The sequence below is a fragment of the Aeromicrobium sp. 9AM genome (genome assembly GCF_902506105.1).
Classification (GTDB): Bacteria; Actinomycetota; Actinomycetes; order Propionibacteriales; family Nocardioidaceae; genus Aeromicrobium.
In genome coordinates, this window is sequence record NZ_LR733304.1 from 2,964,527 (window position 1) to 2,983,559 (window position 19,033).

The following is a 19,033-nucleotide window of genomic DNA, read 5'->3' on the forward strand; positions in this document are numbered from 1 at the left end:
GGAAGGACCTTGGCGAAGGAGAAACCAGATGACCAGCATGCAGTTCGGACTCTTCACGGTCGGTGACGTCACACCCGATCCCGTGAACAAGACGATCCAGACCGAGCACGAGCGCATCAAGAACACCATCACGATCGCCAAGAAGGCCGAGGAGATCGGCCTCGACGTGTTCGCGACCGGCGAGCACCACAACCCGCCGTTCGTGCCGTCCTCGCCGACGACGACGCTGGCCTACATCGCCGCGCAGACCGAGAAGCTGATCCTCTCGACGTCGACGACGCTCATCACGACCAACGACCCGGTCAAGCTCGCCGAGGACTACGCGACGCTGCAGCACCTCGCCGACGGCCGCATGGATCTGATGCTCGGCCGCGGCAACACCGCCCCGGTCTACCCGTGGTTCGGCTACGACGGCAGCAAGGCTGTCGAGCTGACGATCGAGCACTACCAGCTGCTGCGCCGCCTGTGGGACGAAGAGGTCGTCGACTGGGAGGGCCAGTTCCGTACGCCGCTGCAGGGCTTCACCGCGACACCTCGCCCGCTCGACGGCGTCCCGCCATTCGTGTGGCACGGCAGCATCCGCACCCCCGAGGTCGCCGAGCTCGCGGCTTTCTACGGCGACGGCTACTTCGCCAACAACATCTTCTGGCCCAAGGAGCACTACATCCGGCTGATCAACTTCTATCGCCAGCGCTACCAGCACTACGGCCACGGCGAGCCGGAGCAGGCGATCGTGGGGCTCGGCGGCCAGTTCTTCATCCGCAAGAACAGCCAGGACGCGATCAACGAGTTCCGTCCCTACTTCGACAACGCCCCGGTGTACGGTCACGGGCCGTCGCTCGAGGACTTCACGGCACAGACGCCTCTGACGGTGGGCAGCCCCCAGGAGTTCGTCGAGAAGACGCTGGCGTTCGCCGACTACTTCGGCGACTACCAGCGCCAGCTGTTCCTCGTCGACCACGCCGGTCTGCCGATCAAGATCGTCCTCGAGCAGCTCGACCTGCTCGGCGAGGTGTTGCCGACCCTGCGCGCCGAGTTCGACGCACGCCGGCCGGCGAACGTACCGGATGCCCCGACGCACGCGGCTCGCGTCGCGGCCCGGAATGCAGCGACCGAGGCGGCTGTTGAGACTGACAGCTCGCTCCTTGAGCCTGTCGAAAGGACCAGCGTATGACGAGGATCGTGGCAATCTCCGCCGGGCTGAGTGACCCCTCGACGACGCGCATGCTCGCCGACCGCCTGGTCGAGTCGGCCCAGCAGCAGTCGGGCGACGTGTCGGTCGAGGTCGTGTCCCTGCGGGAGCTGGCACACGAGATCACTGACGCGACGCTGACCGGTTTCGCCCCGCCGCGCCTGCAGGATGCGATCGACAAGGTCGTGGCGGCCGACGGCCTGATCGCGGTCACGCCGATCTTCAAGGCGTCCTATCCCGGGCTGTTCAAGTCGTTCATCGACGTGCTCGAGGCGGACTCGCTGATCGGCAAGCCGGTGCTGCTCGCGGCTACGGGCGGCACGGCTCGCCACTCGCTCGCGATCGACCACGCGCTGCGGCCGCTGTTCGCCTACCTCCAGGCGCTGGTCGTGCCGACGGGTGTCTTCGCGTCGCCCCACGACTGGGGCACTGACGGCACGAACGCGCTCGGCCAGCGGATCGACCGTGCCGCCGGTGAGCTCGTCAGCCTGCTCAAGGGTGCCGGCACCGGCCGCGCCCCGTCGGACGACATCGACCTGTTCAGCGACACCTTCCTCTCGATCTCCCGCCCCTCCGTTCCCTAAGGAGGCCGCCTGCGGCCGACTGGGAGCGAGCTCTGCGAGCGAAGGGCCGTGAGGTGACATGCTCGCCCGAGCCTCTCGTCGTATGCCCCTTCGCTTCGCTCCCGCGGCTCGCAGAGCTCGCCGCTAGGGGACGGGGTAGCCGTCAGATCAGGGTGCCGTCGACCACCAGGTCGGCGGCACTTTGTCGTGAGATGACCCGGCGGGCGTTCGGCTCGTCGACCTGCGCGACCCAGGCACGTGCATCCGCCTCGGGCTTGCCGAACTCGACGTGCCGCCGCACGAGCCGCTCGACGCGTACGTCGTCGGGGACGTCGACGAACCACACCTCGCCAAGTGCGGCGCGCACGTCGGACCACCCGCCCTCGTCGTCGAGCAGGTAGTTGCCCTCGCTCACGACGAGCCGGTCCTCCGGACGTATGGTGATGGCGCCGGCGATCGGCTGCTCCAACGTACGTTCGAAGTCGGGCGCGAGCACCTCGTGCTCCAGCTCGGTGCGCAGCCGCCGGAGCAGCGCGAGATAGCCGTACGCGTCGAAGGTCTCGATCGCACCCTTGCGGTCGAGGATGCCGCGCTCGGTCAATGCCGCATCGGCGAGGTGGAAGCCGTCCATCGGCACGTGCGCGACGCCGAGACCCTCAGCGCGCAGGCGTTCGACGAGGACCGCAGCGAGGGTGGTCTTGCCGGCACCGGGCGCCCCGGTGATGCCAAGCAACGCGCGGCCCTCAGCGGCAACGAGGCCGCGGGCCCGCGCGGCGAGCTCGTCGAGCAGAGCGGCCTCCATCAGCCGGCTTCGCGGACGAGCTCTGCGGCCCACCGGCTGATGCTGGGGTCGACGGCGTCGGTGATGCGCTCCAGCGAACGTACGACCAGCCCGTCGCCGAAGGACTCGATCTCCGCGCGATCAAGCGGCCACGGCGGACCGTCGACCGCTTCGCCGTCATCGCGCGCCACCGCCATGACGAACAGCGTGCCATCCGGAGCCACAAGACTGCGGACCCCGGCGATCGCGGCGGCGCGGACCGCGGCAGGCAGCGCCTGCACGTTCATGCTCTCGACGACGAGATCGAAGGCGCCGAGCCACTCCTCCGGCAGCGCCAGCAGGTCACCTACCTGGTAGTCGACCGGCGACCCGGCATGCCGTTGGCGAGCCGCCTCGATCGCGGTCGGTGCGATGTCGAAGCCGAGGGTGCGATAGCCGTGCCGCGCGATCAGCTCGGCATCGCGACCGTAGCCGCAGCCCACCACGACAGCAGAGCGACCGGCACCGTCGGACGTACGCGACCCGATCCAGGCCTCGACCAGCTGCGACGGCGCATCCCGGTCCCACGGCACGACGGCGCGGCCCTCGGACGCCTCGGCGTAGAGGTCCTCGAACCAGGCCGTCGGATCGTCCGCGGCGAGCCGCTGGGCCGCCAGGTCGCGCGTGTGCTGGTCGGGATCCGCCATCAGCGTCCCTGAGCCGTGGCGTCGAGGACGCGCAGGACGTTGTCGCCCATGAGCTTGGCGAGGTCGAGGCTCGACCAGCCGCGCTCGGCGAGCCGGTCGATCAGGAGGGCGTGACCCGTGACATCGCCCATCCCCTCGGGGAACGAGGCGACACCGTCGTAGTCGCTGCCGAGGCCGATGTGGTCGACGCCGGCGACCTCACGGGCGTGCTCGACGTGTGCGACGACGTCGTCGACGGTCGTACGCGGTGCGGGCGTCGAGCGATCGCCGAACGACCAGTCGGCCGAGTCCTGGTTCACGAAGTAGGGCACGTACGCGACCATGAGGACGCCGCCGTTGCCGGCAAGCCGCTGGAGCACGTCGTCCGGGACGTTGCGCGGATGGTCGGTGACCGCCCGGCACGACGAGTGGCTGAAGATCACCGGCGAGGTCGTCACGTCGAGCGCGTCGTGCATCGTCGTGGCGGCGACGTGCGACAGGTCGACCAGCATGCCGAGCCGGTTCATCTCCGCGACGACCTCGCGGCCGAAGTCGGTCAGGCCGTCGTGCTCGGGATCGTCGGTGGCCGAGTCGGCCCACGGCGTGTTGTCGTTGTGCGTCAGCGTCATGTAGCGCACGCCGAGCCGGGCGAAGTCGCGCAGCACCGCGAGCGAACCGTCGATGCTGTGCCCACCCTCGGCGCCGAGCAGCGACGCGATGCGTCCGCTCCGCCAGGCGCGGCGTACGTCGTCGCCGCTCCAGGCGTACGCGAGCTGATCGGGATAGCGGTCGATGAGGCGCCGGACGAAGTCGATCTGCTCGAGCGTGTAGGTGACCGCGTCGGCGCCCTGCTGCTCGCACGGCGCGTAGACCGACCAGAACTGCCCGCCGACCCCGCCACGACGCAGCCGGGGGAGGTCGGTCTGGTAGACGCCGGTCATGTCGGCGTCGAGGCCGTCGACGGAGTAGGCGCGCTGGTCGCGCGCCTCCCACGCGAGGTCGTTGTGCCCGTCGATGAGGGGAGCGAGGCTCAGGGCCTCGATCGCGGCGGGCTGGCCGACGAGGACGGACGAGTGGTCAGTCACGGTAGAGGCCCAGCTCCGACGCGAGCCGCTGGCGCTCGGCGAACCGCCGGTTGGCGCCCTTGGCGCTGGCGGTCGACAGGGTGGCCAGGAGGTCGATGACCAGCGCGACGACGGGCGGGGAGACCTCGGGTGTCTCGGGGTGCATGCTCAGGTCCTCGTCGACGTGGGCGTAGCCGGCGGTGTCGTCGGGGCCGATCACGATCACCTCGGTGGCGCGCTCGGCGAGCGGGTTGTTGTCGGAGTCGGTGATCAGCACGAGCGAGCCGCCGGCGTCGACGAACGGCAGGGCGGTGTCGATCGTGTAGCTGCGGAACCGGCGGAACGACAGCACGATCATGACGTCGCTCGCGCGTACGTCCGACAAGATGTCGAGCGGCCGCACGATCGTGCCGTCGACCAGGGTCACCTGGGCCAGCGAGTTGCTGAGCTTGGCGGCGAGCAGCGACGCGTACGTGAACGAGGTGGCTGCGCCGAGCACGAACCGCCGCCGTGCCCCGGTGATGCGTGCCGCCGCGGCCTCGATCATGGGGTCGGACAGCGCCCACTCCAGGCCCGCCTCGAACTCCTGGCGATGCGCGTCGATCAGCCGCGACTTCAAGATCGTGGCCGAGCGGGGCGCTCGGCTGGTGTCAGGACGTACGGTCATCTGCCCAGCCTTCCGGACGAGGTGAGGGAGTGCGTGCGCGGGTCCTCGGGCGGCCCGAGCCGGAGCGTGGGGGAGGCGTCGGCACGCAGCACACCGGGCACGCCGAGCGGGATGCTGTGCGCGCCGGGGCCGTGGCCGAAGCCGAGCTCACCGACCATGGGTACGCCCAGGGGCCCGAGCACCTCGAGGCAGAGGTCGTGGATCTGCTCGACCGGCGAGCACTTGGCCCAGCTGCCGAGCGCGATGCCGGTGACGCCGTCGAACCAGCCCGAGCGGAGCAGGGTCTGGAGGTAGCCGTCGATCCGGTACGTCGCCTCGGTGAAGTCCTCGAGCAGCGCGATGCAGCCGGAGTTGTCGAGCGGTGGCCGGTTGCGCGCGCCCGTCGTGAGCGACAGCAACGAGAGGTTGCCGCCGATCAGCGTGCCCTCGGCCTGGCCCTCGACGAGGGTGACCGCCTGCGGCGAGGTCCACGCGCGTACGGACTCCGGGCCGAGCACGGCGGTCCGCAGGGCGTCGCGCGCCACCGGGTCCTGCGTCAGGCTCGCGGTGCTGATCATCGGGGTGAACCAGGTCGGCACGCCGAGCTGCTCGCGGATCCACTCGTGCAGGGCCGTGATGTCGGAGCTGCCGAACAGCGGCTTGGGCTCGGCGGTCGCCATGGCGTCGCGGTCGAGCAGGTCGAGGATGCGTACGGCGCCGTAGCCGCCGCGGATGCAGAAGATCCCGGCGATGTCGGGGTCGCACCACGCCTGCTGCACGTCGTCGGCGCGTACGCGGTCGTCGCCGGACAGGTAGGCAGCGCGCGGGTGGACCGCGGTCGCGCTGGGATAGGTGACGGGTTGCAGGCCCCACGACTCGACCAGGCCGACGGCCACGGCCAGGTCGTTCGCCGGTGCCGGGCCGGCCGGTGCGACGAGCGCGACCCGGTTGCCCGGCCTCATCGCGCACCCAGCTTGGACGGCACGACCTCGAGCAACGACTTGGTGTAGTCGTGTTGGGGGTCGAGCAGGACCTGTTCCACCGGGCCATTCTCGACGATGCGGCCCTGGTGCATCACGACGACGCGGTCGGCGATGTTCCAGGCGAGGCCGAGGTCGTGCGTGATGACGAGCGCGCCGAGCCCGAGGTCGCGCCGCAGCTGCAGCAACAGCCCGAGGATCTCGCCGCGCACGGAGGCGTCGAGGCTGGCGACCGGCTCGTCGGCCACGAGGTAGGTCGGGTCGAGCGCCAGCGCTCCGGCGATCACGACGCGCTGCCGCTGCCCGCCGGAGAGCTCCTGCGGGATCGCGGCGAAGAACTTCTCCGGCGGCGTGAGCTCGGCACGCGTCAGCGCCCGGATCACGCGCTCCCGCTCGTCGCCGAGCCGGTGGATGCGGGTGCCTTCGGCGACCGCCTCGTAGACGGTGTGCTTGGGGTTGAGTGAGGCGCTCGGGTCCTGCAGGACGTACTGGACCTTGCGCCGGTATGCCTTGAGGGCCGCGCGCCGGTGCGGCAGCGGCTTGCCCTCGTGCAGGACGTGACCGCTGGTCGGCTTCTGGAGGCCGAGGATCGTACGCGCGAGGGTCGTCTTGCCCGAGCCGGACTGGCCGACGAGAGCGACGATCTCCCCGGAGCCGCAGGTCAGGTCGACGTGGTCGACCGCGCGTACGTGCTGGCCGCGCGACCGGAAGTCGACGGTGAGGTCGCGGACCTCCAGGACTGCCTCGCCCGTTGAGCCGCCCACCCCGCCCGTTGAGCCGCCCACCCCGCCCGTTGAGCCTGTCGAAGCGTCTCCTTTCGACAAGCTCAAGGAGCGGGGGTCGGGTTCCGATGACAGTCGCCCGACGACGAGGCGCGATGCCGGGTCACCGATGACGGGGAACGCGGCCGCCAGCTCGCGGGTGTGCTCGTGCACCGGAGCCGTGAGGATCTGCTGCGCCTTGCCCTGCTCGACGATGCGGCCGTTGCGCATCACGACGATCCGCTCGCAGACCGCGGCGAGCACCGCGAGGTCGTGGCTGATCATCACGAGAGTCAGCTCACGATCGCGGACGAGCCCGTTGAGCACGTCGAGCACCTGTGCCTGCACCACGACGTCGAGCGCCGTGGTCGGCTCGTCGGCGATGATCAGCTCGGGATCGCAGGCCAGGGCCATCGCGATCATGACCCGCTGCCGCTGGCCTCCCGACAGCTCGTGCGGATACGCGTGGCCCTTCGCGGGTGTCAGGTCGACCAGCGCCAGCAGCTCGTCGACCCGGCGCAGCCGTGATGCCGAGTCGGGGAACTCCTTGGTGCTGTGCAGCGCGAGCGCCTCGGCGACCTGATGGCGTACCTGGCGGACGGGGTTGAGCGAGTGCATCGCGCCCTGGAAGACGATCGCCGCCTCGGTCCAGCGCACGGCGCGGAGCCGGCCCCAGGTCATGGCGGCGACGTCCTCGCCCTGCAGCAGGATGCGCCCGTCGATGTGCGCCGTACGTGGCAGCAGCCGGAGCACCGACATCGCCAGCGTCGACTTGCCGCAGCCGGACTCGCCGGCGAGCCCGACGGTGCCGCCGCGCTCGATCTCGAGGCTGACGCCGTCGACCGCGACGGTGCCGCCGGCGTACGTGATGCGTACGTCGTCCCACGCGAGGGTCGGTGCCTGCTCGGTCATCAGCGCGCCCTCAAGGTCGGGTTGAGGATCGCCTCGAGCGCACGACCCACGAGCGTGAAGCACAGCACGACGATGACGATCGCGATGCCGGGCGCGAGGACGAACCACCAGTAGCCCGCCGTCGCGGCGCCGGTGTCGAGCGCGGTCTTGAGCATCGAGCCCCACGAGAACGTCGTCGGATCGCCGAGTCCGAGGAACGCCAGCGTCGACTCGAGGATGATCGCCTGCCCGACCACCAGCGTCGTGTTGGCCATGACGAGCGGCAGCACCGACGGGAACACGTGCTTGCCGATGATGTGCCGGTCGCCGGCGCCGAGGGCGCGGGAGCGCTCGATGTAGGGGCGGGTCTCGATCGTCAGGGTCTGGGCTCGTACGACGCGGGCGGTGTGCGCCCAGCACGTCACCCCGATCGCGATGATGATCGTCGACAGGCCACGGGACAGCACCGCCGAGAGCACGATGGCCAGCACGAGGCTGGGCACGACCAGGAAGAAGTCGATGATGCGCAGCACCACCGCGCGCACGATGCCGGTGAAGTGTCCCGCGGCCATCCCAAGCGTCGTGCCGATGATCATCGCCATCGCCGTGGCGGAGAAGCCCACCAGCAACGAGGCGCGCGAGCCCCAGAGCAGCAGTCCGAGCACGTCGCGCCCGGACGGATCGGTGCCGAGCCAGTGGCCGCCGCTGGGCGACTCGTTGCCCCGCGCGGTCACCTTGGTGACGTCGAGCCGGTCCATCGGCATGAGCAGGGGCGCGAGCAGTGCGAGGACGATGATGAGCAGCAGCAGCCCGGCGCCGATCAGCGCCGACGGGTGCGAGGCGATCTCGCGGACGACCTCTTTGAACCGTGCGCGACGGCGGGCGCGGATCGCCGCGCTTCCCGAGGTGGTCATGAGGCCTTCAGACGGGGGTCGAGGACGCGGTAGAGCAGGTCGGCGATGAAGTTCATGATGATGACCGCTGCGGAGAACACGACGAACGTGCCCTGCACGAGCGGGAAGTCCGGCGCGCTCAGCCCCTTGTAGGTCAGGTAGCCGAGGCCCGGCCAGGAGAACACCGTCTCGACCGTCACGGTGCCGGCGATCAGCAGGCCGAGGGTCAGGAAGATCAGCGTCACCGTCGGCAGCAGCGCGTTGGGCACGGCGTGCCTCGTACGTACGAGGTCCTCGCGCAGGCCCTTGGCGCGGGCGGTCGTGAGGTAGTCGGCGGACATCTCCTCGAGCACCGAGGCGCGCATGACCATGAGGTACTGCGCGTAGATCACCGCGACCATCGTCGTCACCGGCAGCACCAGGTGGTGGGCGACGTCGAGGACGTGCGCGACCCCGGTGTCGGTCGACGCGGCGGTGCTCATGCCGCCGGTCGGGAACCAGCCCAGGCCGCCGCCGAAGATCAGCAGCAGCAGGAGGCCCAACCAGAACGTCGGCACCGACCAGAAGACCAGCGCGACACCAGTGTGGATCTTGTCGAACCAGCTGCCGCGGCGCCAGGCCGCCTTCTGGCCCAGCCACAGCCCGAGGGCGACGGAGATCAGCGCGGCGGTGCCGGTCAGCAGCAGGGTGGGCCCGACGTAGTCGCCGATGAGCTCGGTGACGGGTCGCCGGTAGACGTACGAGGTGCCGAGGTCACCCGTGAACAGGTCGCGGACGAAGCGCCAGAACTGGACGAGCAACGGCTGGTCGAGGCCCATCTCCTTGCGGAGCCGCTCGACCTCGCCGGGGCTGACCTGACGGCCGCGGGTCATGTTGATCGCGGGGTCGCCGGGCATGATCCGGAACATGAAGAAGCCGAGCACCACGACCAGCGCGAGGCTGATGAGCGAGCCGCCGGCCTTGAGCGCGAGGTACCGCGGCAGCGAGGACCCCCTCGTGTCCTCGCTGTCCGCGGGGACCGTCTCGATGACGGTCATGTCTCACTCCCTGTCTTCACCCGTGCTGCGCCGGCGCGAGGCGACGACCGCGCCGCCGATCGCTGCGAGCACCACGATGGCACCCACGGGGATGACCCAGCCGGGCAGCCCTCCGTCGTCGGACGAGCTGTCGGAGCTGACCGGCTTGGCGCCGTAGAGGCCCCAGTAGCCGTTCTGGTTGAGGATCACGCCGCCCTTCTCGGGCTGCAGTCCGAAGCCGGTGAAGTGGTCGCTGCGGTAGGCCTCGAGCGGCTTGATGTACCAGATCGGGTCGCTGACGTACGCGTCGTAGAGGATGCTGAACGCCTTCTTGACCAGCTCCTGCCGCTTGGCCTCGTCGAGCTCGGCGTGCTGCGCCTTGAACGCCGCGTCGAACTCCGGCGAGCACCAGTTGTTCTCGCTGGTGTTGCCCGAGCCGTCGGCGTTGGGGCGCGAGGCGCAGGTGTTCATCGCGAGCTGGTTGTCGGGGTCGGGGCCGAGGCTCCAGCCGGTGAAGTAGAGGTCGTACTTGCCGAGCGTCGAGTCCTCGTTGACCTTGTCGGGCGTGACCATCGAGACGTCGAGGCCGATGCCGATGTCCTTGAACCAGCTCGTGAGGAAGTCGGCCATCTGTGCGTGCGCCGGCTCGGTGTTGCGGCCCATGAGGCGGAACCTGAGCGGCTTGCCGTCCTCCTTCTTGCGGATGCCGTCGGGGCCCTTCTTGTAGCCGGCGTCCTCGAGCAGCTTGTTGGCGGCGTCGAGGTCGAACGGCACCGCTTCGTGGCCGTCGGCGAAGCCGAAGTAGTTCGCGTACGACTTGGGCACCTCGGTCTCACCCTCGTCGCCGAGTCCCTGGAGGACGCGGTCGAGCAGGGTCTTCTTGTCGACCGCCATGAAGATCGCCTTGCGCACGATGGGGTCCTTGAGCGCGGGGTTGCCGTCGCCCATGGGCTTGCCGTCGATGTCGATCGCGCCGGGGTTGATCGCGAGGGCCTGGTAGCGACGGCCGATGCCGGCGTGGCGGGTGATGTTCTTGGCGCCCTTGAGCGAGTCGTACTGCGCCGGCGTCAGCCCGTCGGCGATGTCGACCTCACCGGACTTGAGCGCCTGCACCGCGGCGTCGGAGTTCTTGTAGGCCACGTACGTGATGCCGGAGACCTTGGGCTTGCCGCGCCAGAAGTTGGGGTTGGCCTTGAGCGAGACCGACTGCCCGGTCTTGAAGGTGGTGATGGTGAAGGGGCCCGAGCCGACGACGTCCTTGTCGGCCGCGAACTTGGCGGCGTCTTCCTTATCCCAGATGTGCTTGGGGACGATCGGGATCTCCTGGCCGGGGTTGGGCGCCTGGGCCGACTTCAGCGTCATGACGACGGTCTGCGGATCGGTGGCCTTGACGTCGGCGATGTTGGTGACGAGGCCGCCGTTGGCCGCCTGCAGCGCGGTGGTCTCGATGATCGAGGTGTACGTGTACGCCACGTCGTCGGCGGTGATCGCCTTGCCGTCGGACCACTTGCGGTCCCCGGGGATGTGGAACGTCCAGGTCTTGCCGTCCTCGCTGGTCTCCCACTTGTCGGCGATGCCGGCGTCGGGTTCGCTGTTGCGGCCGTAGCCGACCAGCGCCTCGTACTGGTAGCGGTTGATGCCGGTGCTCTGCAGCAGGACCGCCGTGAACGGGTTGAACGTGTCGACGTCGTTGAACATCGCGACCTTGATCGGCTTGGAGGCGTCGGCGGCATGGGCCGGCGTGGAGACGGTTGCGCCGGCGAGGCTCAGCAGGGCGGCTGTCGCGACACCCGTGAGTGATCGCCAGAGGCGAGAGCGAGACGTGGTGATCATGGGTCCCCGATCGTGGAGTGCTGTGCGGCCGAGTCGTCCCGGCACCCTTCGCACTGTTCAGCAGGGCTGAGTCGATGTCAATGATTTTTGCGAGATACGTAACACAACTTTCACATGCCGAGCGTATTCGCGCGTAGAACTGGACCGATCTGCTCGCCGTGGTGCACAGTGGGCTGCCTGATGTGTTCCGCAAATCGGCGGTGCGCTCACCATCGCCTGAAACGGAGACTGTCGTGGCCGAACGCGCGGACGTCGTCTCCCTGCTGCAGACCCTGGTGCGCCACGACACCACGAACCGCGCGCCCGGTGATGCCGAGGGCGAGCTCGCGGCGGCGACCTGGATCCACGACCTGCTGGCCGAAGCCGGCCTCGAACCCGTGCTGCTGGCCCGCGACGACGCACCGCACCGGGCCAACGTCGTCGTACGGGTGCCGGGCACCGACCCGTCGCTGGACGGCCTGCTGGTGCACGCGCACCTCGACGTCGTACCGGCCGAGCCCGAGCAGTGGAGCTTCGACCCGTTCGGCGGTGACGTGGTCGACGGCTATGTGACGGGCCGCGGGGCGATGGACATGAAGGACATGTGCGCCATGACCTTGTCGGTCCTGCTCGACTGGGCTGCTTCGGGTGAAAGGCCGCGCCGCGATGTCGTCGTCGCATTCGTCGCCGACGAGGAGACCGACGGGGCGTACGGTGCGCAGTGGCTCGTCGAGGCGCACCCCGAGCTGTTCGCCGGCGTGACCGTCGGCATCGGTGAGTCCGGCGGTGTCGTCGAGTCGCACGTCGGTGCCGACGGATCGCCCGTACGTCTTGCCCGTATCGCGGCCGGCGAGCGTGGCACCTTGCACTTACGCCTGACCGCGACCGGCACGTCCGGGCACGCGTCGCGGCCGACGGAGGGTGGCGCCGTGCTCGCCCTCGTCGATGCGCTGCACCGCATCGGCCATCACGACTGGCCGCTGCACGTGTCGCCGCTGGTGCGGGCGCAGCTCGAGCAGACCGCCGCAGCCCTGGGACACAAGGCCGACCTGACGACCGACGACGGGGTGATGCGCACGATCGCCGAGCTGGGCGACGCCGCCGACGTCGCGATGTTCACGGTCCGTGCGTCGACGACACCGACGGTCGTCCGCGCTGGCTACAAGGTCAACGTCATCCCCGGCGTGGCCGAGGCGGAGATCGACGTGCGGTGCCCGCCCGGGTTCGAGGACGAGCTGCTCGCCGCCCTGCCTGCCCTGGTCGGCGACGGTGTCGCGTTCGAGCACTCGGTGCGGGAGCCGTCGGTGCAGGCGCCGATCGACGGTCCGTGGTTCGAGGCGATGGTCGCGTCCGTCCAGCACGTCGACCCATCTGCCGTGGTGGTGCCGGGCTGCCTCGGCGGGGGCACGGATGCCAAGGCATTCAGCCTGCTCGGCATCGCCTGCTACGGCTTCGCGCCGGCGACGGTCGACCCCGACGGACGCCGCCGGTCGGGCATACACGGGGTCGATGAGCGGGTGCCGGTCTCGTCGTTGCTCGGCGGCCGGGAGATTCTCGGGCACTTCCTCGCTACGGTGTGACAGTGCGTCTTCCGCCGCTGTCTCCCGACGTCGAGTGGTCGGTCTGCGTCCGGGACGCGATGACGTCCGAGGTGTTGGCGGCGGTTTCTCCTGAGCTCGTCGTGCGTACGGCCAGCATCGGCAAGCTGTTCCTGCTGATCGAGATCGCGCGCCAGGCCGGGGCTGGTGAGCTCGATCTCGGCGAGGAGCTCGGGCGTACCGCTGAGGACCTGGTCGCCGACTCCGGGCTCTGGCACCTGATGCGGCGCAACACGTTCACAGTCGAGGACCTCTGCTGGCTGGTCGGCGGGTTCAGCGACAACCTCGCGACCAACGTGCTGGTGCGACGGGTCGGCATTCCGGCCGTCGGCGCTACATCCTCATCTCTGGGTTTCGTACGTTCTGCGCTGCTCGACAGAGTGCGCGACGATCGCGGGCCCGATGACCCGTGGACCTTGTCGGCCGGCAACGCCGACGAGCTCTCGGACCTCATGGCTCGCCTCCACCGCGGCGACATCGTCTCGCCAGAGGTCAGCGCGCGCGTACTGCGCTGGGTCGCCGCCAACGCCGACCTGTCGATGGTGGCGTACGCGTTCGGTCTCGACCCGCTCGCGCATGCCGAGTCCGATCGCGGCATCACGCTGGTCAACAAGACCGGCACCATCAGCACGGTGCGCGGCGACGTCGGTGTCGTCGCCGGGCCCGGGGGGTCGGTGGCGTACGCGGTGTTGGCGAGCTGGCCCGAGATCCCGATCGAAGATCCGCGCGACCGCGTGCTCGCCGAGATGGCCTCGATCGGTGCCGTGATCCGCGCCCGCATCGGCGCCTGACCGCCAGCCCGGGGCGGATTCGGCCAGCGCCCGGGGTTCCGGTAACCTCGTCCGCGGTGGCGTGTCCGAGCGGCCGAAGGTGCATCACTCGAAATGATGTGTGGGGTCAAACCCACCGTGGGTTCAAATCCCACCGCCACCGCATGATGAAGACCCCCGATTTCCACTGGAGTTCCAGTGATATCGGGGGTCTTCGCTGTGCCGACGGGATTGACCCGCACCGCAATCAGGGAACCACCACGATCTTGCCGTGGAGGGAGCCGGCGGCTGCGGCCTTGTGGATGGCGGGCAGCTCGTTGAGCGGGACCCGACGAGCGACGTCGACGGTGAGGTTGCCGCTGTCGATCCGGTCGACGAGACCGGCCAGCTGGTCGCGGTCGTTGTTGACGTAGAGGTCGATGCCGCGCACGCCGCGCTCGTCGTCGCTCGGAGCAGGCATCCACACAGTGGTGCTGACCACGACTCCGCCATCGCCCACGCGACCCGCCAGAGCCGCGAACGTGTCCGGGTCGATCGGGGCCAGGTTGAGGAGGACGTCGATGGGCTCGGTCACCGCGCCGACCACGTCGGTGGTGGTGTGATCGATGACCTCGTCCGCTCCCTTGGCCCGAACGTCGTCACTGGTGTGCGAGCTCGCCGTGGCGATCACGTACGCACCGGCTGCCTTGGCCAGCTGCACCGCGTAGCCGCCCACGGCCCCGTCGGCACCGTTGACCAGGATGCGCTGCCCAGCCTTGAGGTCTGCGTGGTCGAAGAGCGCCTGGTACGCGGTGAGGCCCACGATCGGGAATGCAGCCGCGTCAGCGAGGGGGATGGTCTCCGGCGCAAGCGCCAAACCGCTAGCCGCCGCAACGACGTACTCGGCCGCGGCGCCGTCGTCGCCGAACGGGAGGAAGCCGACCACCTTGTCGCCGACCTTCAGCTCGGTCACGCCCTCACCGATCTCGTCGACCGTGCCCGCGACGTCGAGGCCCGGGATGTGGGGGAGTGAGAGCGGCATCGGCCCCTGCATCAGTCCCGCGCGGATGTTGCCGTCGACGCCGTTGAACGACGTGCCGGCGACGCGAATCCTGACCTGCGCCGGACCCGGCGCGGGGACGTCGGTGTCCTCGTAGCGCAGGACGTCGGCTTCGCCGTACTCGTGAAATCGGATGGCCTTCATGATGTTCTCCCTTTGTCAGAGTGCTTCGAATGTGAAGCACAAGCGTGACGATAGCAGTGCTTTGAATATGAAGCAAGTGCTTTGAAAGTGAATCATCGCGATAGGATTGCGGTATGAATCAGACGTCACTGGACGCGGAGCAGCTCCGTGCGTATTTCGCCCTCACGGAGGTGGCAGGGTTGCTCAAGCACGCGGTCGAGCAACAGCTGCGCGAGGTCGGCGACCTCAGCTTCGTCCAGTTCCAGCTGCTGGCGCGCCTGGGACTCGGGTCGGACACGGGGAGCGCGCGCATGACCGATCTTGCCGACGGTGTCGTGCTCAGCCGAAGCGCACTGACCTATCAGGCCGGGCTGCTCGACAAGGCGGGCCTCGTCACGCGCAGCCCGTCGGAGGACGACGATCGGGGCGTGACGGTGACGATCACCGAGGCTGGGCGGGAGCGCCTCGAGAAGGTACTCCCGGGACACACCGAGGTCATCAGCCACCAGCTCTTCCAGCCGCTGTCAGCGAAGGACGTGCGGACTCTCGCCGACCTGCTCTCGCCGGTGCGGGACCACATGCGCTCGGCGCCGCCCCGCTCGGCCGCCCCTCGCCGCCGGCGTCGTGATCCTGAATGAGCCGCTCGGTCCGGGCCACCGATGCGGAGCGCAACGCTGCGATGGCAGGCGACGAGATCGTGGCGGACGCCGACGCCGTGATGGATCGTGCGTTCACCGTGCCCGGTCCCCCGGAAGACGTATGGCCGTGGATCCTCCAGCTCGGCAAGCGACGGGCTGGGTGGTACCTGCCCAAGGCGGTCGAGCGCTGGATACCGCGATCACGACGAGCCCTCCGCTCCGTCGATGACCTGTGGCTGCACCTGGGTGTCGGTGACGTCATCCCCGACTACGGCGGACAGGACGCGACGTTCACCGTCGCGCAGATCGCCGCCCCGCACACCCTCGTCTATCGGTCGCAGCGTGGCTCGGTGTCCGTGAGCTGGTCGATCGCGCTGAGTCCCGCGGGTGCGGGCGCCACCCGCGTACATCTGCGACTCAGGCTCGGACCGGTCAAGAGGCTCTGGCTGGTCAACACGGTTGGCGAGATGTTCGACGCCCTCACGATCGCCGGTCTCGCCGCCGGCCTGAGAGAACGTCTCGCTCCGTAGGCCGACCTACGTGATCGGGAAGTCGAAGTACGTGTCCGGGTACGGCTCGTCGGCCAGCGTGTAGTGCCACCACTCCGACTCGTAGCGGTTGAAGCCGCAGGCCTCCATGAGCGAGCAGAGGTGGTGCCGGTTATGGGTCTCCGCGGCGGTGATTCCGCTGGCGCCGTGGTGTGAGATCGGGTCCATCAGGTCGTGGCCGCCACCCATCGGCGCGAGCTCGCCGCTGGCCAGGTCGAAGATCGTCAGGTCGACCGTGCTGCCGCGGCTGTGGCCGGACTTGGTGGCGACGTAGCCCCGCTCGAACATCTCGGCGCGGTCGATGTGCGGATAGTGACGCGCCTTCGTGAGGCCGTCCTCGGGCTGGCCGGCCCATCGCAGGAAGCAGTCCACCGCGCGTTGCGGCCGGTACGCGTCCCAGAGCAGCAGGCCGAAGCCCAACGCCGCTGCCTTTTCCCGTGCCTGCTCGAGCGCCAGGCACAACGCCCTGGTGCCGATCATGCGGTTCGCGGCGTAGCCGTCGACGGGCTTGCCGGTGAAGTTGTCCCACGTCGCGTACTTGGCGTCCCAGCGGATTCCGGGCACCCACTCGTCGACGTAGACGAAGTCCTCGTGGTTGCTGTTCATGCCCCCAGTCAAGGAAGAACGGTGTTGTCAGCACGTATGCGAGAGCGCATATGTGGGCGATACACAACCCGCGAGTTGTGTATCGCCGGCGTATCGGAATCCACATACGTACCGGCAACGCCCTCGCGCCTTGACTGGTCCGCATGGTCTACGGAGAGCTCGGCATCAGCTGCAGCGAGATGGTCGCGGCTCGCCGCGCCCGCGCACTGGCCCCCTTGCCGTCCGCGGCTCTGGGGCTGACGGTCTACGGCTGCGAGCCCCACGAAGCCGCGTTGTTCCGTGAGCTGGCGCCGCGTCTCGGCGTGACGCTGACGATCACCGAGGCGCCGGTCTCCGAGCTCAATGCCGGTCTCGCAGCCGGCACGAGGTGCATCAGTGTGGGGCACAAGACCCAGGTCACCGCCGAGACCTTCCGCGCACTCAGCCGCGCAGGCGTCGAGTACGTCTCGACGAGGAGTATCGGCTTCAACCACATTGACGTGGCGTACGCCGAGAGTCTCGGCATCACGGTCGAGAACGTCGCGTACTCGCCCGACAGCGTCGCCGACTACACGTTGATGTTGATGCTGATGGCCGTACGCCATGCGCAGTCCGTCATCCGCCGCACGCAGTCGCACGACTACCGGCTGCACGACACCCCGGGCCGTGAGCTCCGCGACCTGACCGTCGGAGTTGTCGGCACCGGTCGCATCGGGTCCGCCGTCATCGACAGGTTGCGGGGCTTCGGCTGCCGAGTCGTGGCGCACGACACCCGCCCCGGCACCTCCGCCACGTACGTCGCCCTCGACGAGCTGCTCAGGGTGAGCGACATCCTCACCCTGCACACGCCGCTCGACGCGGACACGCATCACCTCCTCGACCGCCGACGCATCGGGCTGATGAAGCCGTACGCCGTCGTCATCAACACCGGCCGCGGTGCTCTCGTCGACACCGAGGCCCTCGCCGACGCGTTGGAGGACGGCCGCCTCGGTGGCGCTGCCCTGGATGTCATCGAGGGCGAGGAGGGGATGTTCTACGCCGACTGCCGGACCACGCCGATCACCGGTACGCCACTGGCTCGCCTGCACGAGCTGCCGAACGTCCTGATCAGCCCGCACACCGCCTACTTCACCGACCACGCGCTCGGTGACGCCGTCGAGAACTCCATCCGCAACTCCCTGACCTACGAGAGCAGACACCATGGATAAGTTGAAGATCGCCGTCATCTTCGGAGGCTCCTCCGAAGAGCACCCCATCTCCGTCAAGTCGGCGCAGGAGGTCGCAAAGCACCTCGACGCCGAGACGTACGAACCGTTCTACGTCGGCATCGCGACGAGCGGTGAATGGCGGCTCTGCGACGGCCCCGGCGAGAACTGGGAGAACGGCACCAGCCGCTCGGCCGTGCTGTCGCCCGACCCCGCGACCCACGGCCTCCTCGTGCTGGCCGAGGGGCGGCACGAGGTGATCCGCCTGGATGTCGTGCTGCCCGTCCTGCACGGCAAGCACGGCGAGGACGGGGCGATCCAGGGCCTGCTCGAGCTCTCCGGCATCCCGTACGTCGGCTGCGACGTGCCAAGCTCGGCGCTGTGCATGGACAAGTCGCTCGCGTACGTCGTGGCGGCGAGCGCAGGAATCGCCACGCCCCACCACCGCGTCGTCGCGGCCAACGAGAGCATCGACCTGGACGGGCTCGCCTATCCCGTCTTCGTGAAGCCGGCTCGCTCGGGTTCGTCTTTCGGCGTCAGCAAGGTGTCGCGGCAGGAGGACCTGCTGGACGCAGTGGTCGTCGCGAAGCAGTACGACTCCAAGGTGCTGATCGAGGAGGCCGTCGACGGCAGCGAGGTCGGCTGCGCGATCCTCGGTGAGCGATTCGGGCTGGTCGTCGGTGAGGTGGACCGCATCGCCCTGTCGCACGGCTTCTTCCGGATCCACCAGGAGGCGTCGCCCGAGACCGGCTCCGACAACTCCACGCCCATCGTCCCGGCCGACATCCCGGACGAGGCACGGTCGCTCGTGCAGGAGACCGCGAAGGCGATCTACCGCGCCCTGGGTTGCAAGGGCCTGGCCCGGGTCGACATGTTCCTCAAGCCGGACGGCACCGTCGTGCTCAACGAGGTCAACACGCTGCCGGGCCTGACGTCGTACAGCCGCTATCCACGCATGATGGCCGCCGCGGGACTGCCTCTCGGCGAGGTGATCGACCGGCTGGTCGACCGCACCCTGCAAGGGAAGAGGCGTTGAGCATCCTGCTCGGCCTCGTCGTCCTGGTCTTCGTCGCCAGCGTCGTGCTGACCGCCGTGATCGTCACGGTCCTGGGCGACCTGGCCGGTCGCTTCCGCCGCTAGCTGTGATGCCCAGGCACGTTGGTCGAGATCGTGTGACGTCTCGATCTGATCTGTAGACGGGTGAAGACCTCCCGGTGTGGAGTGGAGCTGTTGAGAAACCGCTTCACGACCAGGAGGTCTTCA

At 69.1% G+C, this 19,033-nt stretch carries 19 protein-coding genes and 1 tRNA gene; 9 read left to right on the forward strand and 11 right to left on the reverse strand.

Translation table 11 applies throughout. The annotated features are described in order from the left end of the window. The first annotated feature begins 37 nt into the window (after positions 1-37). Together BOSE46_RS21180 and BOSE46_RS21185 are read left to right on the forward strand one after the other, a co-directional pair. Complete coding sequence (locus tag BOSE46_RS21180; protein ID WP_159543054.1) at positions 38-1,174, forward strand: CE1758 family FMN-dependent luciferase-like monooxygenase; 1,137 nt, start codon at positions 38-40, stop codon at positions 1,172-1,174. Beyond that, a complete protein-coding gene (locus BOSE46_RS21185) occupies positions 1,171-1,776 on the forward strand; it encodes an FMN reductase (protein WP_159542497.1) in 606 nt (201 codons plus the stop codon). The genes BOSE46_RS21180 and BOSE46_RS21185 overlap by 4 nt, the downstream gene beginning before the upstream one ends. Positions 1,777-1,918: 142 nt before the next feature. On the opposite strand, the gene BOSE46_RS21190 is transcribed toward BOSE46_RS21185, so the two are convergent. From BOSE46_RS21190 to BOSE46_RS21230, 9 genes are read right to left on the reverse strand one after another with little or no spacing between them, the layout of a single operon-like run. Continuing rightward, positions 1,919-2,557: a nucleoside/nucleotide kinase family protein gene (locus BOSE46_RS21190; protein ID WP_159542499.1), complete on the reverse strand. Its 639-nt coding sequence runs from the start codon at positions 2,555-2,557 to the stop codon at positions 1,919-1,921. Continuing rightward, positions 2,557-3,222, reverse strand: coding sequence for a bifunctional 2-polyprenyl-6-hydroxyphenol methylase/3-demethylubiquinol 3-O-methyltransferase UbiG (locus BOSE46_RS21195; protein WP_159542501.1), 666 nt, complete (start codon positions 3,220-3,222; stop codon positions 2,557-2,559). The genes BOSE46_RS21190 and BOSE46_RS21195 overlap by 1 nt, the downstream gene beginning before the upstream one ends. Further along, positions 3,222-4,286 carry a dipeptidase gene (locus BOSE46_RS21200; protein WP_159542503.1) on the reverse strand — a complete coding sequence of 355 codons (1,065 nt, stop codon included), beginning with the start codon at positions 4,284-4,286 and terminating at the stop codon, positions 3,222-3,224. Before BOSE46_RS21200 ends, BOSE46_RS21195 begins: the two co-directional genes overlap by 1 nt. Then, positions 4,279-4,932: a MurR/RpiR family transcriptional regulator gene (locus BOSE46_RS21205; protein ID WP_159542505.1), complete on the reverse strand. Its 654-nt coding sequence runs from the start codon at positions 4,930-4,932 to the stop codon at positions 4,279-4,281. Before BOSE46_RS21205 ends, BOSE46_RS21200 begins: the two co-directional genes overlap by 8 nt. After that, positions 4,929-5,873 carry an LD-carboxypeptidase gene (locus BOSE46_RS21210; RefSeq protein ID WP_159542507.1) on the reverse strand — a complete coding sequence of 315 codons (945 nt, stop codon included), beginning with the start codon at positions 5,871-5,873 and terminating at the stop codon, positions 4,929-4,931. Before BOSE46_RS21210 ends, BOSE46_RS21205 begins: the two co-directional genes overlap by 4 nt. Continuing rightward, complete coding sequence (locus BOSE46_RS21215; protein WP_159542509.1) at positions 5,870-7,564, reverse strand: ABC transporter ATP-binding protein; 1,695 nt, start codon at positions 7,562-7,564, stop codon at positions 5,870-5,872. Before BOSE46_RS21215 ends, BOSE46_RS21210 begins: the two co-directional genes overlap by 4 nt. Continuing rightward, positions 7,564-8,457: an ABC transporter permease gene (locus tag BOSE46_RS21220; protein ID WP_159542511.1), complete on the reverse strand. Its 894-nt coding sequence runs from the start codon at positions 8,455-8,457 to the stop codon at positions 7,564-7,566. The genes BOSE46_RS21215 and BOSE46_RS21220 overlap by 1 nt, the downstream gene beginning before the upstream one ends. Further along, a complete protein-coding gene (locus BOSE46_RS21225) occupies positions 8,454-9,473 on the reverse strand; it encodes an ABC transporter permease (RefSeq protein ID WP_159542513.1) in 1,020 nt (339 codons plus the stop codon). Before BOSE46_RS21225 ends, BOSE46_RS21220 begins: the two co-directional genes overlap by 4 nt. A gap of 3 nt (positions 9,474-9,476) precedes the next feature. Further along, a complete protein-coding gene (locus tag BOSE46_RS21230; RefSeq protein ID WP_159542515.1) occupies positions 9,477-11,285 on the reverse strand; it encodes an ABC transporter substrate-binding protein in 1,809 nt (602 codons plus the stop codon). A 200-nt stretch (positions 11,286-11,485) separates the two neighbouring features. Here BOSE46_RS21230 and BOSE46_RS21235 point away from each other — a divergent pair, with 200 nt between their 5' ends. From BOSE46_RS21235 to BOSE46_RS21245, 3 genes are all read left to right on the forward strand, one after another. Then, positions 11,486-12,844 carry a M20/M25/M40 family metallo-hydrolase gene (locus BOSE46_RS21235; RefSeq protein WP_256366742.1) on the forward strand — a complete coding sequence of 453 codons (1,359 nt, stop codon included), beginning with the start codon at positions 11,486-11,488 and terminating at the stop codon, positions 12,842-12,844. A gap of 2 nt (positions 12,845-12,846) precedes the next feature. Next, the gene (locus BOSE46_RS21240) at positions 12,847-13,653 is read left to right on the forward strand and encodes a serine hydrolase (protein ID WP_159542519.1); all 807 of its coding nucleotides are present in this window, start codon (positions 12,847-12,849) and stop codon (positions 13,651-13,653) included. Positions 13,654-13,708: 55 nt separating this feature from the next. Further along, positions 13,709-13,795, forward strand: a tRNA-Ser gene (locus BOSE46_RS21245). Between the two features lie 84 nt (positions 13,796-13,879). Here the strand turns inward: BOSE46_RS21245 and BOSE46_RS21250 are convergent. Then, positions 13,880-14,815, reverse strand: a complete 936-nt coding sequence (locus tag BOSE46_RS21250) for an NADP-dependent oxidoreductase (RefSeq protein ID WP_159542521.1) — start codon at positions 14,813-14,815, stop codon at positions 13,880-13,882. Between the two features lie 113 nt (positions 14,816-14,928). On the opposite strand from BOSE46_RS21250, the gene BOSE46_RS21255 reads away from it, so the two are divergent. Together BOSE46_RS21255 and BOSE46_RS21260 are read left to right on the forward strand one after the other, a co-directional pair. Further along, entirely contained in the window at positions 14,929-15,432 is a 504-nt protein-coding gene (locus BOSE46_RS21255; protein WP_159542523.1) for a MarR family winged helix-turn-helix transcriptional regulator, read from the forward strand. Further along, positions 15,429-15,962, forward strand: coding sequence for an SRPBCC family protein (locus BOSE46_RS21260; RefSeq protein WP_159542525.1), 534 nt, complete (start codon positions 15,429-15,431; stop codon positions 15,960-15,962). Before BOSE46_RS21255 ends, BOSE46_RS21260 begins: the two co-directional genes overlap by 4 nt. Before the next feature lie 6 nt (positions 15,963-15,968). On the opposite strand, the gene vanX is transcribed toward BOSE46_RS21260, so the two are convergent. After that, positions 15,969-16,586, reverse strand: coding sequence for a D-Ala-D-Ala dipeptidase VanX (vanX, locus tag BOSE46_RS21265; protein ID WP_159542527.1), 618 nt, complete (start codon positions 16,584-16,586; stop codon positions 15,969-15,971). Positions 16,587-16,765: 179 nt separating this feature from the next. Here vanX and BOSE46_RS21270 point away from each other — a divergent pair, with 179 nt between their 5' ends. Then, positions 16,766-17,773 carry an NAD(P)-dependent oxidoreductase gene (locus BOSE46_RS21270; RefSeq protein WP_159543057.1) on the forward strand — a complete coding sequence of 336 codons (1,008 nt, stop codon included), beginning with the start codon at positions 16,766-16,768 and terminating at the stop codon, positions 17,771-17,773. Next, positions 17,766-18,806 carry a D-alanine--(R)-lactate ligase gene (gene vanA / locus BOSE46_RS21275; RefSeq protein ID WP_159542529.1) on the forward strand — a complete coding sequence of 347 codons (1,041 nt, stop codon included), beginning with the start codon at positions 17,766-17,768 and terminating at the stop codon, positions 18,804-18,806. The genes BOSE46_RS21270 and vanA overlap by 8 nt, the downstream gene beginning before the upstream one ends. The last annotated feature ends 227 nt before the right edge of the window (positions 18,807-19,033 follow it).